Here is a 14,866-nt window from a genome sequence, read left to right on the forward strand (position 1 = left end):
GGGCCCGGCCGGCATGCCGCCAACCCCAGCCCTCGGCTGAGATGGCGGCAGGCCTCACCGTGCCGCTTTGCGTGGCGGACATCAGCTGAAGACGGGCTCCGAAGCGGCCTTGCGCGAGGCGAAGGAGCTCAGCACGCCGGTCTTGGCCAGGCCGCGCGTGGCCACCCAGGAGAGTGCGCCCGCGATAATTGCGCCGGAAATTGTGGTGAAGGTGATGTAGGCCAGCTTGTCGACGGCCTCATAGGCGATGTTCCAACCCCACGGAAGGAAGGAATCGTTCAGGCCGCAGAAGAGGCCCGCGCCCGCACCGGCGAGGAGAGCGGTGGGCAGGTTGAACTTCTTGTACCGGAAGGCGGCAAAGATGAGTTCCGCGCCCAGGCCCTGCAGAACGCCGGAGATGAGCACGGTGGTGCCGTACTGCGACCCCATGATGAGCTCACCGGTGGCAGCGACGGTTTCGCAGAACAACGCTGCGCCCGGCTTGCGGATAATGAGCATGCCCAAGACTGCGGGGATCATCCACCCTCCGGCGATCAGACCGGTGAGCGGCGGATACGTCGCGTTCATGGGGATGGATACCAATGCGGCGCCCTGGGACCAGGCCCAGAAGATCACGCCGCCCGCGATGGCGATGAGAGCCGCCACAACGATGTCTACAACACGCCAGTTATAACTGGTCTTCTTCACGTTTACCGTGGTCATTTTTCTGCCTCCTGAGGTTACAGGAGGGGAAAGTGCTCCCCGGAATCCGACTGACCTGCGCCATCCGGATCCGGACACTCTGAGAAGCTCGACTCCCTTGCGCCGGTACTAACCGGATCAGGTTCGAGGGTCTGCGGCTGTCCGCACTCTCAGCGCCCTCGCGTCTCCTGCATTTCTGCAGAGTCCGACGGCGGCGCTCCCCTGTCGTTATCAAATCTGCCCTGATGGGCTGGTTCAGTTTACACCTGAGTCCGTGGCGGGTGTGGGTCTGTTGCCGGCTTGCGGTCACAATCGGCCGTGGTGGTGCGTTGCAGGGCTTCCCGGGGTGCGTTGCGAGGCCCGCTCTGCACCCTTCCCCCACACCTTTCCCTGCACACCAGGCCTCACAACGAGATGGGGGCGCGTTGCGAGGCCCGCTCTGCACGCTTCCCCCACGCCTTTCCCTGCACACCAGGCCCCACAACGAGGTGGGGGCGCGTTGCGAGGCCCGCTCTGCACGCTTCCCCCACGCCTTTCCCTGCACACCAGGCCCCACAACAGACCTGAGAGAATGAACCAGCAGAATCCACCGCGGCAAAGGGGCTCCTTCATGACTGACCTTCCCCAGCAAGACCTCCCTCTTCCCACGGAAGTGCCCCAACCACGCCTCGCCGCGAGTGTCATCCTGCTCCGTGATGCGCCGGGCGGACTCGAAGCTTTTGTCCAGCACAGAGTTAGCACCATGGACTTCGCCGCCGGCATGGTGGTCTTTCCCGGAGGCCGGGTGGATGCCGCGGATGCGTCCGGGTGGGACTACCCGGCAGAACTGCTCCGAAGCCATGCCGTTGACTGGCAGCTGAGCTCCATTTGCCTTGACGCGGGCGAAGCCACAAAGAACGCCGGAACGGTGCTGACCGCCGCAATCCGTGAAGTCAGGGAGGAAGCCGGGCTCAGCGTCGAGGCCTCGGACCTCCGCCCATGGGCCAACTGGATTACGCCAACAGATATGCCCAAGCGATTCGACACCTACTTTTACGTTGCCAAGCCCTCCCCGGGCGCCGAACCCCAGCACCAGACCACGGAGGCCTGGCAATCACTGTGGATGCCGGTAGCGGACATTCTTGCGGCAGAGGCTGCCGGCACCCTGAAGCTGATGCCGCCCACGTATTACCTGCTCAAAGAAATCGCCGGGTTCGCCACCGTGGATACTGTTTGGTCGGCCGAACATGACGTTGTTCCGGTCCTGGCACCCGTTGGTTCCATGGCGGCGTTCCTCAAGGAACGGGAAAACCGCCGCTAGCGCTTGGGACGAGCCGGAGCCAGCTAGGCTGGGGGCATGAACCTCTTCTTCAAGCTGATCGGTGCCGGAGTAAGCCTCGGAGCAGGCTTCGTTGGTACCAAACTCGTCAACAAAGGGTGGGAAAAGGCCACTGGCAACAAGCCACCCCTGGGCAACGACGACATGGAATCGAGTCTTCGCTCGGCCCTGACGTTCGCGCTGATCTCGGCCTTCGTCAGCACCCTCATCCAAGTGCTCGCGAGCAGGGGTACGCAGCGCGCCATTGCGCGCTTCGCCAAGACCCACGACATCGTCTAGGCCTCTGACACCACAAACAACGCCGGGATACCCATGAGGGTTATCCCGGCGTTCGTTGTTTCGGTTGCTGCTAGCGTTCGGTCTCGGGCTCTTGCCCCGCAGCAGCCCGCTGCACAACCGCTTCAAGTTCATCCTTGGTGAGCATTTCGCGGTGTCCGTGCTTGGTGCGGTAGGCGGACCGGCCCACCATGTGCGCGGATACCGGAGCCGTCAAGAGCTGGAAAATCCATGCCACCAAAAGGACTGGCCATACCCACCAGGTCCGCATCTGGAGGCCGATCGCAGCCAGCATGAGAAACAACCCCAGAACCTGCGGCTTGGTGGCGGCGTGCATGCGGCTCATGAGGTCCGGGAATCTCAACAAGCCAATAGCAGCGCCGAGGGACATCAAGGCGCCCACCACCAGGAACACCGCAGTGACGGCGTCGATCACAGCATCAACGCCCGTGGCATCAGGATTCATTGCTCTGTTCCCTCCGTTCGGCCACGAACCGGGCAACTGTCACCGAGCCAATGAAGCCAATCACTGCAAGGGCGACCAGCAGCATCAGGTTGTTCAGGTGCTTGTTCATTGCCATGTCGATTGCCAGGGCGGCACCCAGGATCGCCAGCAACACATCCGATGCCAGAACCCTGTCCAGCAACGACGGGCCAATCGCAATCCGGACAATTGCCCCTGCCGCTGCGAGGCTAAGAATCACAGCTGTGGCCACGAGAACGAATTCCTTCATAGCGTTGCCCCTTCCATTCCCGGGCGCTGTTCTGCATTGAGGGCTGCGACTTCTTCGTGCGTGCCCATGATGCGGATCAATCTCGCCTCAATGACTTGGGTTTCCTCGCGGATCTTGGCGATGTCCGCTTCCTCATAAATGTTGAGGGCGTGCAGGTACAGCGTGGACGTTGAGCGGTCCACTTCCACCACCAACGAACCCGGGATCAACGAGACAACGTGCCCGGTGGCTGTCACCATCAGGTCTGAGTGGCTCCGCAAGGGAACGGCGACGACGGCGCTACGCACCGTGGGTCCTTTGGCTACGGCCAGGTACAGAACCAGGAAGCTCGCTGCCACCACTTTGCCGAGGAACATCAGGGCGAAGGGAATAGCGCGCAAAATGTTGAACCTGCCACTGAGCTCCACGGGCGGGAGGTAGAACAGTTTAGCCACCAACACGGCGATCAGGGCACCGAACAGCAGGTTGCCCGGGCTGAAGTCCCGCCATAGCGCGCCCCACACAATGACCAACCAGATGAGGAGCGGCAACTCCGTGCGGAAGGAAATGGGTTTGCGGCTCACTTGGCATCACCCGGCTCTGTCTTACCTGACGGTGCTTCTCCTGGCTGCGGTTCTTCTGTTTGTGCCAGCGGCGGCACCTCAACGGAATCTCCCAGGACCGAGTGGATGTACGCCGAGCGGTCCAGCATGATCCCGGCAGAACCATCAGCTACTTGGAAGAGCGGCCCTGCGAACACAGTGAGTGCCACTCCGAACACCACCAGACCCGCCGTGGAACCAACCATGGTGCGGGGTAGGACGCCCACGTTGCCGGGGGTCATTAGCACAGGGTCCGGGTATTCTGCGTCCTCGGGTTTGCGCCAGAACGCCCTGTTCCAGACACGGGCGATTGCCAGCAGCGTCAGGAGGCTGGTGACAACACCGCCCACCACCAGCACGATTGCCAGGGGTGTCCCCAACTCCACCCCGGCCTGCAGCAGCCCAAGCTTTCCGAGGAAGCCGGAGAACGGCGGAATGCCCGCAAGGTTCATCGCCGGAACAAAGAACAGCAAGGCAAGCAATGGCGAGAGCTTCGCAAGGCCACCCAGACGGTCAATGGAGGAGCTCCCGCCACGGCGCTCTATGAGTCCTGTGACCAGGAACAAGCTGGTCTGCACGGTGATGTGGTGCGCAACGTAGAAGACCGCAGCGCCCAGCCCAGCCACGGAACTCATGGCGAGTCCAAACACCATGTAGCCGATGTGGCTCACCAGGGTGAACGACAGGAGACGTTTGATGTCGCTCTGGGCCAGGGCGCCCAGGATTCCGACAATCATGGTGAGTAGCGCCACCACCATCAATGGGACGTTGAGGGTGTCACCGGGGAACAGGAGCGTTTCCGTGCGGACCATGGCGTACACGCCCACTTTGGTCAACAACCCGGCAAACACGGCAGTGACAGGGGCGGGCGCAGTCGGATAGGAGTCCGGAAGCCAGAAGGACAAAGGGAAGACTGCTGCCTTGATGCCGAACGCTACCAAAAGCATGACGTGCAGGAGATTCTGCGTGCCCTGATCCAATTCGGCAAGTTTGATGGCAAGGTCCGCCATGGTGATGGTTCCGGTGGCACCGTAGATCATGGCGATCGCGATGAGGAACAGCACCGACGACACCACGGACACCACAACGTACGTGACTCCTGCCCGGATACGCGGCCCCGTGCCGCCCAGAGTCATGAGGACGTAACTGGCCGTCAGCAGGATCTCGAAACCGACGTAGAGGTTGAAGAGGTCACCGGTCAGGAACGCGTTGGAAACACCCGCCACCAGGATCAGGTAGGTGGGGTGGAAGATCGAGACGGGCGCTTCCTGGTCGCCGTCGGCCATGCCCTGACCGGTGGCGTAGATGAGCACCGCCAAGCTGACCACGGTGGAAACCACCAGCATGAGCGATGAGAACTGGTCCACCACGAGGACCACGCCCCACGGCGGCAGCCATCCGCCGAGCGTGACGGACGTGGTGCCCCCGTCCCACACGGAGACCAGGAGCAGGCACTCGAGAAGGAGCGTGGCACTCAGGATGCCAATGCTTACCACCCGCTGCGCACTGTGGTGCCGGATCAGCAGGAACGCGAGGGCGGCACCCAGGATCGGTAGGAGGACAGCTAGCGGCGACAGGTTTGCGAGATTCACGCGCTGCCTACTTCCTGGGTTGATGCCGTGTTGGGAGTTTCGGTCGCGTCGGGCCTGTCCTTGCTTGCAGGGCTGGCCGGAGTGATGGCAAATTCGGAAGTTTCCAGCGGGACAATGGCGTCGTCCTCGGCATCGAAGCTCGGAGTCTTGGCCACGCGGACGTCTTCAAGGTCATCCTGGATTTCATCCTGACGAGCCAGGACCCATGTGCGGTAAATGATGCCGAGCATGAAAGCAGTGACAGCGAACGAAATGACGATCGACGTCAGGATCAGGGCCTGGGGCAGGGGATCGTTGTACGCCTCCGGGTTCGTTTGCTTGTCGAACAAGGGGGCAAGGCCTGCGTACCCTCCCGTACTCAGGATCAGGATGTTGGTGGCATTTGCCAGCAGCATCAGACCCAACAGCACGCGCGTCAGGCTGCGTTCCAGGATCAAGTAGATTCCGCAGGCGTACAGGACACCCATGACGATCAGCAGGGTCAGGTTGATGCTCATGCGCTACCCTTCCCGGACGCAGCGGATTCGGCGGCTTCCTCGGCGAGGTCGGCATGCCCGGCGGCATCTTCCTCAGCAAGCGGGGCGCCTTTGCCCTCAAAGTGTTCGTCGATCTCGGCACCGAGGCTACGGAGGACATCGAGCGCCAACCCCACCACCACGATGTACACACCGATATCGAAAATGGTGGAGGTGACGAACTTGATGTCGCCGAAGACCGGCAGCCAGAACTCGATAATGGCGCTCTGGAACACCTGGCCGCCCAGGAAGAGCGGCACCACGCCGGAGGCGGCCGCCGTCGCAAGTCCGGTCCCCAAAAGTGTTCCCGCGCTGACGGTGGCTGCCTCGCTCAGCTCGAACCGCCCACCGGCCAGGTAGCGAATCGTCAGTGCGAGCCCGGCCGTGAGGCCGCCAGCGAAGCCTCCGCCCGGCAGGTTATGCCCGGCGAGGAGAAGATAGATGGAGAACACGATCATCGAGTGGAAGATCAGCCTCGTCACTACTTCAAAGATGATCGAACGGCGTTCAGGGGCCAGGGTACGGCCGGCAACCAGCCACGCGTCCCGGCTGACGTCGGTGAACTTCTTCGCAACGGCCAAGGTGGCGCCGTCGCGGGAGTCACGGTCGACGCCGGTGCGTCGCCCAACGCTGCCTTCGGGCACGGCCTCCGAGGTCTTGATCCGGTCGCCGCGGCTGCGGACAAAGATCAAACTGGCTACACCGGTGGCCGCAATCGCCAGCACGGAAATCTCACCGAAGGTATCCCAGGCGCGGATATCCACCAGGGTCACGTTGACCACGTTCAATCCCCCGCCGCCCTCGTAGGCCAACCGCGGGAAGTCAAGGGAGATAGGCGTCGCAACGCGGGCGCCCATGGCGTAGATCGCCACGAAAATCATGGTGATGCCGAACGCCGCGCCTATGATCACGCGGATTACCCTGAGCCGTCCCCCGGTCCTGTCCCTCAACTCGGCGGGCAGGCTGCGCATGGCCAGCACGAAAGCGACCAGCACGATGGTTTCCACCAGCATTTGGGTCAGGGCGAGGTCGGGGGCGCCTTGGAGGGCGAACATAAGGGCAATGCCGTAGCCCGTGACGGACACCATGAGCACGGCGAGGAAACGCTTGTTGGCCCGGACCGCAGCCAGGGCACCCACTACGATGCCGATACCTGCCACTACTTGCAGGGGCGAGTTCGGGTCGATGAAGTACATGCCATCCGGCAGGGGCTTGTTCGCCACGATCAGGGCCGTCATCGGAACCGCGAACGCCACTGTGAGGATCACCGCGAGGTAGAAGTACAGCGAACCACGCTGGGTGCGGCCCGTAACCCAAACCGCGACGTCGTCCAGTGCGCCGATGGTGTTCTGGTAGGCCCTGTCGCCATCCACCCAGTCGGGGACCAGGCTTTGGGCACGGGAAACGAGGTTGCGCCAGTAGAACATTGCGGCACCGGCCGCGAACGTCAGCGCCGTCAGGCCCAACGCGGGGGTGACGCCGTGCCACAAAGCCAAGTGTCCGGCGTCGACCGCGTCCGGGCCGTCAGCAAACAGCGCTGCATAAGGCTGGATCCAGCTATCCACAGGCGTTGGCCATAATCCGTAGGCGATGGTGAGCAAACTAAGAATGGCCGGAGCTGCCAGGAATGCGGGTTTGATGGGTTTGAACGGGGTAGGTTCAACGCCGGGTTTGACCGCAAAGGCGCCCCACATGAACCGGGCACTGTAGGCGAACGTCAGGATCGATCCGATCACCAGGCCCACCAATATCCAGATTCCCCACGCTGGAGCGTCTTCGCTGGTGCCGTAGTGGACGAAGGCCTCGAACACGGATTCTTTGGCTACGAAACCTGCCAAGGGTGGCACTCCAGCCATGGACGCTGCTGCGATGGCAGCCACAACGCCCAACGCGCGTGACGAACGGAAGACACCGGAAAGTTTGCGGATATCGCGTGTTCCGGATTGGTGGTCGATGATGCCCACTACCAGGAACAGCGCAGCTTTGAACAAGCCATGTGCCAGCAGCAGTCCGAGTCCTGCCAAAGCGGCGTCGGGGCGACCTAATCCGACCACCATCGTGAGGAAACCGAGCTGGCTGACCGTGCCATAGGCGAGGATGAGCTTGATATCAGTCTGGCGAAGGGCTCGGTAACCACCCACGAGCATGGTCGCCAGGCCGAGTCCCAGAACCACGGGAAGCCAAAACTCCGACGTCGAAAACCCGGGCGCAAGTCGCGCCACGATGTAGATGCCGGCTTTGACCATCGCGGCCGCATGCAGGTACGCGCTCACGGGAGTCGGCGCGGCCATGGCGCCCGGAAGCCAGAAGTGGAACGGTACGAGCGCCGATTTGGTCACCGCCCCCACCAGGATGAGTACGACGGCGGTGGCCACCGCTCCCTGCATCGGTCCGGCCATGAGCGGCCCGGCTTGGTCCAGGATCGCCGAAATGCGGTAGGTTCCGGCGGCCTGACCCAGAATAATGAGGCCGACGAGCATGGCGAGGCCACCCGCGGTGGTGACCATGAGTGCCTGCAGTGCCGAACGTCGCGCCGCCAAACGGGTGCGGGCGTAGCCGATCAGCAGATAGGAAAGGATGGTGGTGAGCTCCCAGAAGATGAAGAGCATCAGCAGGTCATCGGAGGTCACCAAACCGAACATGGCCCCGGCAAAAGCGAGCAGTTGAGCGCCAAATCCGCCCAAGCCCGCGTCCTTGTTCTTGAAGTACCTGGCGCAATAGATCAACACCAGGGATCCCACCCCGAGGATCAGCAACGACATCACCCATGCCAAGGGATCCATGCGGAAGGCGAGCTCAAGCTTCAAGCTGGGAATCCAAGGCAGGACTTCTTCTATGCCACCACCGGAATATACGGGGCCGTACTGGAAAAGCAGCCAAATAAAGGTGCCTGCGGGGACCGCTGCTAGAGCGTAGAAGGCGTTCCTGCCGAGTTTGCTGAAGATCAATGGCGCCACAGTTGCCGCTACAAAGGTGATGGCGAGAACTGTGATCACTGTTATCTCCGCAAAGTCAGGAACATATTGTCAAAAGTTGGAGCAGGCGGTCATACGTTGGGTTCGGTTTACCAAGTTTATCAAGGCGAACTGACAGTTTTGGGCAGGGGAAGCTGGCTGCGCGCATGGCTTAAAGCCGCGTTCTCCACATAGCGGTCTGTCATCTACCCGCCGTTCTTCCCCGTCGCTATAGCATTCAAGCTATGAACGCGGCCGCAGTTCCCGAAGCCTCCCACTCGACGTCCGAGCTTGCCTCAGGACCCGTCGCTTCCAAGAAGGGACAGATCCTTGCTTGGGCATCCTGGGACTGGGGCTCAGCTGCCTTCCAAGCGGTGATGACCACCTTCGTCTTCACCGTTTACCTCACGTCCAATGCGTTCGGCGGAGAAGACGCAGCATCGGCCGCGCTCGGTGCTGCCCTCGCCGTTGCCGGCCTCGCCATTGCTTTGCTGGCTCCCGTCACCGGGCAGCGTTCCGACGCCGGGGGACGCCGCAAGATGTGGCTCGGCGTCAACACCGCCGCAACGGCTGTCCTGACAGCGCTCTGTTTCTTCGTGTTCCCCCAACCGGAGTTCCTGCTGCTGGGGGTATGCCTCATAGCGCTCGGCAACATTTTCTTTGAGTTTGCCGGAGTGAACTACAACGCCATGCTGGCCCAGATATCTACGCCCCGGAACATCGGCAGGGTCAGCGGCTTCGGCTGGGCCATGGGTTACCTGGGCGGCATCGTTGCGCTCCTCCTGGTTCTTCAGCTCTTCGTGCAGCCCTCCTTCGAGTGGTTCGGCGCTTCGACCCAGGACTCCTTGAATATCCGGCTCGTTGCCATCTTCTCGGCACTGTGGTTCTTCATCTTTGCCCTTCCCGTGATGTTCGCTGTTCCTGAAGTTTCCGTGAAGAAGAGCACCGCCTCGCTGGGCTTCATTGCGTCCTACAAGCTGTTGTTCCGCCGCATTGGCGCGATCTATCGGACGAGCCCCCACACCATCTACTTCCTGCTCTCCAGTGCCATTTTCCGTGACGGCTTGGCGGCAGTATTCACTTTCGGCGGCGTCATCGCCGCGGGGACGTTCGGCTTCGAGCTCAAGGACGTCATCTTCTTCGCTATTTTCGGCAACGTCGTGGCTGCCGTCGGTGCAATCATTGGAGGCTTCCTCGACGACAGGATCGGACCAAAGGCAGTCATTATCCTCTCGCTGATTGGTCTCCTCGTGGCAGGCACGGCCATTCTGGTCCTGGGTAACGGCGACTACGTTTTCTTTGGAAATGACTGGCCGGGTGCCACTACGTTCTGGGTCTTCGGCCTGCTGCTCTGCTTGTTCGTGGGACCGGCCCAATCGTCATCACGCGCGTATCTTGCAAGGCTTGCCCCCCACGGAGAGTCCGGGGAGCTTTTCGGGGTCTATGCGACCACCGGGCGTGCCGTCAGTTTCCTCGCACCAACGCTCTTCACACTTTGTATCGCCATCGCCTCGCCGTTCGTCGCAGAAGGTGAAGCCCAGCGCTGGGGCATCCTGGGAATCATGGTGGTCCTGCTGGCCGGCCTGTTGGTGATCCTGCCAGTGAAGCCACCGGCCAAGGTGGAAATAGCCGTGGTCCCTGAGCGTTAACTACATAGGACTGGCTGAGCATGAACGCCGTACCAGACCCATACAACAGAGTTAGGGTGTAGCTATGAACGTGGATGAGACTGAACTCCCGGGCCTTGGGATCCGCAAGGATTTCGTCACGGCGTCGGGCCGTCGCATCGGTGTAGTGGAACTTCGGGAGGGTGAGACCGAGCTATTCGTGTCCACTTGGGACGACCCTGACACGTGCCAAGCCTCCATCCCGTTGACAGCAGATGAGGCATCGACCCTGGGGAACCTCCTGGGCGGCCAACACATTGCCATGCGCTTGGCAGAAGAACATCGCGAGATACCAGGCATCGTCACCCGACAGTTCTCCATCACCCCTGATTCACCCTTCGTCAACCAGCCCATGGGCAAGGCGCAGATCCGCACCCGGAGTGGTGTTTCCATCGTGGCGATCATGCGCGAAGGTGAGGTTGTCCCCTCGCCGGCACCCGACGTCGTACTTCACACCGGTGATTTGCTCGTAGCGGTCGGCACACAGGAAGGTCTTGACTCGGCAGCCGACATCCTCCGCAACGGCTGACCGGAATGGATCCGCTCGCACTAGCCCTCGTTGAACTGGGGGCCGTCGTCTTCTGCCTCGGTCTCCTTGCTCGATTAGCGGGCCGAATAGGCATGTCCCCCATCCCGCTCTATTTGGTGGGTGGCTTGGCATTCGGAGCCGGCGGGTTCGTCAAGTTGGATGGCATGCACGAGTTCGCCCATCTTTCCGGCGAAATCGGCGTTATCCTCCTGCTGCTGATGCTCGGATTGGAATATACGGCGTCAGAGCTGGTCACGGGGCTTCGGCGCTCGTGGCAGGCCGGGGTCATGGATTTTGTCCTCAACTTCCTTCCGGGCGCGGGACTCGCCGTGCTGTTGGGTTGGGGGCTTGTAGGCGCCATCGTCATGGGTGGTGTCACCTATATTTCGTCATCCGGGATCGCCGCCAAGGTGATCACGGACCTCGGACGGATCGGTAACCGCGAAACGCCTGTGGTGCTGTCCATCCTCGTTTTTGAAGACCTCGCAATGGCTATCTACCTCCCGATCCTCACGGCGATCCTTGCCGGCGTGGGGTTCCTGGGCGGACTGCAGACGGTGGGAATCGCCCTTGCCGTGGTCACCGTGGTTCTTGTCATAGCCCTCAAGCACGGCCACCGGGTCTCGCAAGCAGTGCACAGCGAAAACTCCGAGGTCTTCCTGCTGAACGTGCTGGGTCTCGCACTGTTGGTGGCGGGAATCGCATCAGCCCTGCAGGTGTCCGCCGCTGTGGGTGCCTTCATGCTTGGCATCGCAATCTCCGGTGCCACCGCCCACAATGCCACCAGGATCCTGGAACCGCTGAGGGATCTCTTCGCGGCGATCTTCTTCGTGGCCTTCGGGCTCAACACCGATCCGACATCCATCCCACCCGTCCTTGGCTGGGCCTTGGTGCTGGCCGTCATCACCGCAGCTACCAAGATGCTCACTGGATTCTGGGCTGCCAAGCGGGCCGGCATCGCAGTCCCCGGCCGTTTCCGCGCGGGGGCTGCCCTGATTGCGCGTGGGGAATTCTCCATTGTCATCGCGGGCCTGGCTGTTGCTTCCGGGGCAGTTCCCGACGAACTTGCGGCACTCGCCACGGCCTATGTCCTCATCATGGCCATCCTTGGTCCGCTGGCGGCCCGCTTTGTGGAACCCGTGGTCAAAGCCATGCGTAAATCACCGGGAGCTCCGCCACGGACGCAGGAGCGCGAACCCGCGTAACGAGTCTCCCAGCGCGCCGAGCGGCGACATCTCGGCCTAAGAGAGACCTAGAGGGCCGACAGCCAAACCCCCTCGACGCAGAGGCCCCGAAGGAGGCTAGATGGACGTCCGGTGGAAGTTCTGGTGGCTGCGGCTCGCGGTGGGTCCTCGCTGGCCTTGGTACCGGTTCCCGTATTCGCCCGAACCGTAGGGGTGCTCGGCCGAGGACGTCAGCCGGAAGAAGCACAGCTGTCCAATTTTCATGCCCGGCCACAGCTTGATGGGCAGAGTTGCCACATTGGACAGCTCCAAGGTCACGTGGCCTGAGAATCCGGGGTCGATGAAACCGGCTGTGGAGTGCGTCAGCAGCCCGAGGCGCCCAAGGGATGACTTGCCCTCGAGACGGGCAGCGATATCGTCGGCCAGGCTGACGGTCTCGTAGGTGGAGCCGAGTACGAATTCCCCGGGGTGGAGGATGAAGGGCTCGTCGCCTTCCACTTCCACCAGCCGGGTCAGTTCCGGCTGTTCCTCGGCGGGGTCGATGTGGGCATATTTATGGTTGTCGAAGAGCCGGAAAAACCGGTCAATCCGCACGTCAACGGAGGACGGCTGAACCATCGCGGGGTCGTACGGTTCAAGAACAATCCGTTGGGAGTCTATTTCGGCACGAATATCGCGGTCAGAGATCAGCACAGCATCAAAAATACCCCATGCATCAAATACCCTATGCATTGTCCGCGCCGCCCCATGGGACTATAGTTCCCGGACATGTAGAACCGCGCCCGTACTTGGGGGCAACGAGCATTCGCGGGGTAATTGTGAGAAAAATGGTTGCGCCTGCCGCTATCGTGCTGGCTGGCGTATTGGCTCTCGGGGTGGCCGCCTCCAGCCAGATTCTCCCGTCAACGCAGACGGTCCCCGGGCCCACCGCCACCCCTTCGTCCGTTGTCCCTTCAGGGATGACCGCACCAAAGGAAACCACGACGGCGGACCCGGCACCTTCAGCGGGCCTCCCGGCGGCCGGCAAAGCTTCGGAACCGTCGACAGTGCCCACCACGGACCCCGGGACGCCGGAGCCCACACCAAGCGCCGGCGCGGGAACAGGCTCAGACACCGGCCCCGTCGCTATAGATCCGGTATTTGAAACTCCACCTCCGGTGCCCAACATCGGGCCTTCCTGGGGGCCTGACAACCCCTCGGATCCCGGAGCCACCGAGCCGCCCGTAGCGGAGCCATCTCCACAGGAGACTGTTGGTACTGTTCCACCCGCGCCGACACCATCCGGCCAGGCAGCCGGGCCTGATCCGTCTGCGTCTCCAACAGAAACGCCGGCCCCAACTGAACCAGTTTCCCCTGGCGAAACATCGCCACCAAGAGAAACGCTTGCCCCCACAGAAAGCCCGTCCCCTACTCCAACACTCGAAACCGCCTCACCAACCCCTACGCCTACCGCGACCCCCTTCCCCGGCAAGAGCCCGAGCAGCAACGTGGATCCGGAGAACGGCGCCTTGGCGCTCCTCCCTGACAGCAATACAGCTGCGATCCTGACGGTGTTCAACGCGATCAACAGCTACCGCGCGTCGCTCGGCCTTGCACCGGTGAAGTATCACGCCACGGTGGCCAGCCTGGCCCAGGACTGGTCCAACAACATCGCGACGCGTGAGGTGATCCAGCACCGTGCCAACTTCTGGACTGATCCCCGGGCGCTCAACCCGAACAACGGGGCGGGTGAAGTTATTGCTGTCCGCTGGGACCGTGACGCAGCGCAGCTGGTGGAGTGGTGGAAGGGCTCTCCGGGTCACGATGCCCTTCTGCGTGATCCCCGGTTCAACGTCATGGGCATCGGCATCACGTACACGGACGGCAACTGGCAGACCACCCCCAACCGCTACACGCTCTGGGGCGTAGTGAACTTCTTTGGCTACACGTCTTTGCCGGCCGGGACCACCACAAGCCCGGGCGGCACAGTCCCACCACCAACGGACCCTGTGGGTGTCTGCGAACCTGGCAGCAAACACCAACCACCTACCCTGAACCTGAGCGCGGCATCCATCAGCAGCGCAGCCGACCTCGTGTCGATCGCCGGCGACGGTTCCGTGGTTGCCTACCCATCGTGGGGTGGCGGAAGGTACGGCGGCGGCAAGAGGATCGGCGTCGGCTTTACGGGGCTCAAGGACCTCTTCATCACGGACTGGGACCGCGACGGCGTGTTTGATCTGATCTCTCAAAGGCTCGACGGCGCCCTGCTGGTGTATCCGGGGCTTCAGGCGGGCGGATTCAAGGATCCCATTGCCCTTGGCCAGGGCTGGGGGACCCTGAACATCGCCGTGGGCACGTGGTGTGCCAACAACCGGCTTCCCCAGATCGTCGCCATGGACTCGGGTGGCAACCTGTACCTCTATAAGAACGCGGGCCTGGCCTACATTCGTGCCCAAGCGGCAATCGGCACGGGATTCCCGGCGATCAGGCTAAGCATGGTGGACTACAACGCCGACGGCTTCCAGGACCTCCTCACCACTGAGGCCAATGGAACCCTCAGGTTGTATCGCGGCAGCGGACTGGGCACACCCAAGCAGGAATCCCGTCCGGTAGTGGGTGCGGAATGGACCGACTACACGGGTCTGCGGGCGTTGCGCGGGGTAACGGGTCCCGACTCTACGGGCGTTGCCGGACTGGACCGCAACGGAGTTGTTGAGTACTGGGATCTCAACACCGGACGGCTTACGACGCCGGTGACCATCGGCATCGGCTGGGGCGGGCTGAAGTTCGCCCAATAGAGGAGGCATGCCCACCCAACCCGGGTGTCGGCGTCGTACGCCAACCCAACGTCGTACG

General features: G+C 62.3%; 14 protein-coding genes and 1 riboswitch. Of the genes, 6 read left to right on the top strand and 8 right to left on the bottom strand.

What is annotated here, in order from left to right; genetic code table 11:
- Positions 1 to 81: 81 nt before the first annotated feature.
- Positions 82 to 702: an ECF transporter S component gene (locus tag A477_RS0113375; protein WP_017199489.1), complete on the bottom strand. Its 621-nt coding sequence runs from the start codon at positions 700 to 702 to the stop codon at positions 82 to 84.
- A gap of 76 nt (positions 703 to 778) precedes the next feature.
- Positions 779 to 915: riboswitch (TPP riboswitch) on the bottom strand.
- Positions 916 to 1,291: 376 nt separating this feature from the next.
- Here A477_RS0113375 and A477_RS0113380 point away from each other — a divergent pair.
- Positions 1,292 to 1,981 (top strand): NUDIX hydrolase, encoded by a 690-nt coding sequence (locus A477_RS0113380; RefSeq protein WP_017199490.1) that lies wholly within the window; start codon positions 1,292 to 1,294, stop codon positions 1,979 to 1,981.
- A gap of 36 nt (positions 1,982 to 2,017) precedes the next feature.
- On the top strand, positions 2,018 to 2,278 hold the full coding sequence (locus A477_RS0113385) for a DUF4235 domain-containing protein (RefSeq protein WP_017199491.1): 261 nt from the start codon (positions 2,018 to 2,020) through the stop codon (positions 2,276 to 2,278).
- Between the two features lie 70 nt (positions 2,279 to 2,348).
- Here the strand turns inward: A477_RS0113385 and mnhG are convergent, their stop codons facing one another.
- From mnhG to A477_RS0113415, 6 genes are read right to left on the bottom strand one after another with little or no spacing between them, the layout of a single operon-like run.
- Positions 2,349 to 2,741, bottom strand: a complete 393-nt coding sequence (mnhG, locus tag A477_RS0113390) for a monovalent cation/H(+) antiporter subunit G (RefSeq protein ID WP_017199492.1) — start codon at positions 2,739 to 2,741, stop codon at positions 2,349 to 2,351.
- On the bottom strand, positions 2,731 to 3,009 hold the full coding sequence (locus A477_RS0113395; protein WP_017199493.1) for an MrpF/PhaF family protein: 279 nt from the start codon (positions 3,007 to 3,009) through the stop codon (positions 2,731 to 2,733). The genes mnhG and A477_RS0113395 overlap by 11 nt, the downstream gene beginning before the upstream one ends.
- Complete coding sequence (locus A477_RS0113400; protein ID WP_017199494.1) at positions 3,006 to 3,572, bottom strand: Na+/H+ antiporter subunit E; 567 nt, start codon at positions 3,570 to 3,572, stop codon at positions 3,006 to 3,008. The genes A477_RS0113395 and A477_RS0113400 overlap by 4 nt, the downstream gene beginning before the upstream one ends.
- Positions 3,569 to 5,182 (bottom strand): Na+/H+ antiporter subunit D, encoded by a 1,614-nt coding sequence (locus A477_RS0113405; RefSeq protein WP_017199495.1) that lies wholly within the window; start codon positions 5,180 to 5,182, stop codon positions 3,569 to 3,571. The genes A477_RS0113400 and A477_RS0113405 overlap by 4 nt, the downstream gene beginning before the upstream one ends.
- Positions 5,179 to 5,679: a Na(+)/H(+) antiporter subunit C gene (locus tag A477_RS0113410; RefSeq protein ID WP_017199496.1), complete on the bottom strand. Its 501-nt coding sequence runs from the start codon at positions 5,677 to 5,679 to the stop codon at positions 5,179 to 5,181. Before A477_RS0113410 ends, A477_RS0113405 begins: the two co-directional genes overlap by 4 nt.
- Positions 5,676 to 8,693, bottom strand: coding sequence for a Na+/H+ antiporter subunit A (locus A477_RS0113415; protein ID WP_017199497.1), 3,018 nt, complete (start codon positions 8,691 to 8,693; stop codon positions 5,676 to 5,678). The genes A477_RS0113410 and A477_RS0113415 overlap by 4 nt, the downstream gene beginning before the upstream one ends.
- Positions 8,694 to 8,896: 203 nt before the next feature.
- Here A477_RS0113415 and A477_RS0113420 point away from each other — a divergent pair, with 203 nt between their 5' ends.
- From A477_RS0113420 to A477_RS0113430, 3 genes are all read left to right on the top strand, one after another.
- Complete coding sequence (locus A477_RS0113420; RefSeq protein ID WP_017199498.1) at positions 8,897 to 10,300, top strand: MFS transporter; 1,404 nt, start codon at positions 8,897 to 8,899, stop codon at positions 10,298 to 10,300.
- Positions 10,301 to 10,364: 64 nt separating this feature from the next.
- Complete coding sequence (locus A477_RS0113425; RefSeq protein ID WP_017199499.1) at positions 10,365 to 10,847, top strand: cation:proton antiporter regulatory subunit; 483 nt, start codon at positions 10,365 to 10,367, stop codon at positions 10,845 to 10,847.
- 5 nt (positions 10,848 to 10,852) lie between these two features.
- A complete protein-coding gene (locus A477_RS0113430; protein ID WP_017199500.1) occupies positions 10,853 to 12,052 on the top strand; it encodes a cation:proton antiporter in 1,200 nt (399 codons plus the stop codon).
- Positions 12,053 to 12,148: 96 nt separating this feature from the next.
- Here the strand turns inward: A477_RS0113430 and dcd are convergent, their stop codons facing one another.
- Positions 12,149 to 12,724, bottom strand: a complete 576-nt coding sequence (gene dcd, locus A477_RS0113435; RefSeq protein ID WP_011776299.1) for a dCTP deaminase — start codon at positions 12,722 to 12,724, stop codon at positions 12,149 to 12,151.
- A 794-nt stretch (positions 12,725 to 13,518) separates the two neighbouring features.
- On the opposite strand from dcd, the gene A477_RS0113445 reads away from it, so the two are divergent.
- On the top strand, positions 13,519 to 14,808 hold the full coding sequence (locus A477_RS0113445; RefSeq protein ID WP_017199502.1) for a CAP domain-containing protein: 1,290 nt from the start codon (positions 13,519 to 13,521) through the stop codon (positions 14,806 to 14,808).
- Positions 14,809 to 14,866 lie beyond the last annotated feature (58 nt).

It is taken from the genome of Arthrobacter sp. M2012083, assembly GCF_000281065.1.
Classification (GTDB): domain Bacteria; phylum Actinomycetota; class Actinomycetes; order Actinomycetales; family Micrococcaceae; genus Arthrobacter.

Bases quoted from the DNA above. Each gene is read 5' to 3' on its own strand.
- A477_RS0113375 (WP_017199489.1), bottom strand. From the start codon at position 702: ATGACCACGGTAAACGTGAAGAAGACCAGTTATAACTGGCGTGTTGTA.
- A477_RS0113430 (WP_017199500.1), top strand. From the start codon at position 10,853: ATGGATCCGCTCGCACTAGCCCTCGTTGAACTGGGGGCCGTCGTCTTC.
- A477_RS0113380 (WP_017199490.1), top strand. From the start codon at position 1,292: ATGACTGACCTTCCCCAGCAAGACCTCCCTCTTCCCACGGAAGTGCCC.
- A477_RS0113425 (WP_017199499.1), top strand. From the start codon at position 10,365: ATGAACGTGGATGAGACTGAACTCCCGGGCCTTGGGATCCGCAAGGAT.
- A477_RS0113410 (WP_017199496.1), bottom strand. From the start codon at position 5,679: ATGAGCATCAACCTGACCCTGCTGATCGTCATGGGTGTCCTGTACGCC.
- mnhG (WP_017199492.1), bottom strand. From the start codon at position 2,741: ATGAATCCTGATGCCACGGGCGTTGATGCTGTGATCGACGCCGTCACT.
- A477_RS0113420 (WP_017199498.1), top strand. From the start codon at position 8,897: ATGAACGCGGCCGCAGTTCCCGAAGCCTCCCACTCGACGTCCGAGCTT.
- A477_RS0113395 (WP_017199493.1), bottom strand. From the start codon at position 3,009: ATGAAGGAATTCGTTCTCGTGGCCACAGCTGTGATTCTTAGCCTCGCA.
- A477_RS0113385 (WP_017199491.1), top strand. From the start codon at position 2,018: ATGAACCTCTTCTTCAAGCTGATCGGTGCCGGAGTAAGCCTCGGAGCA.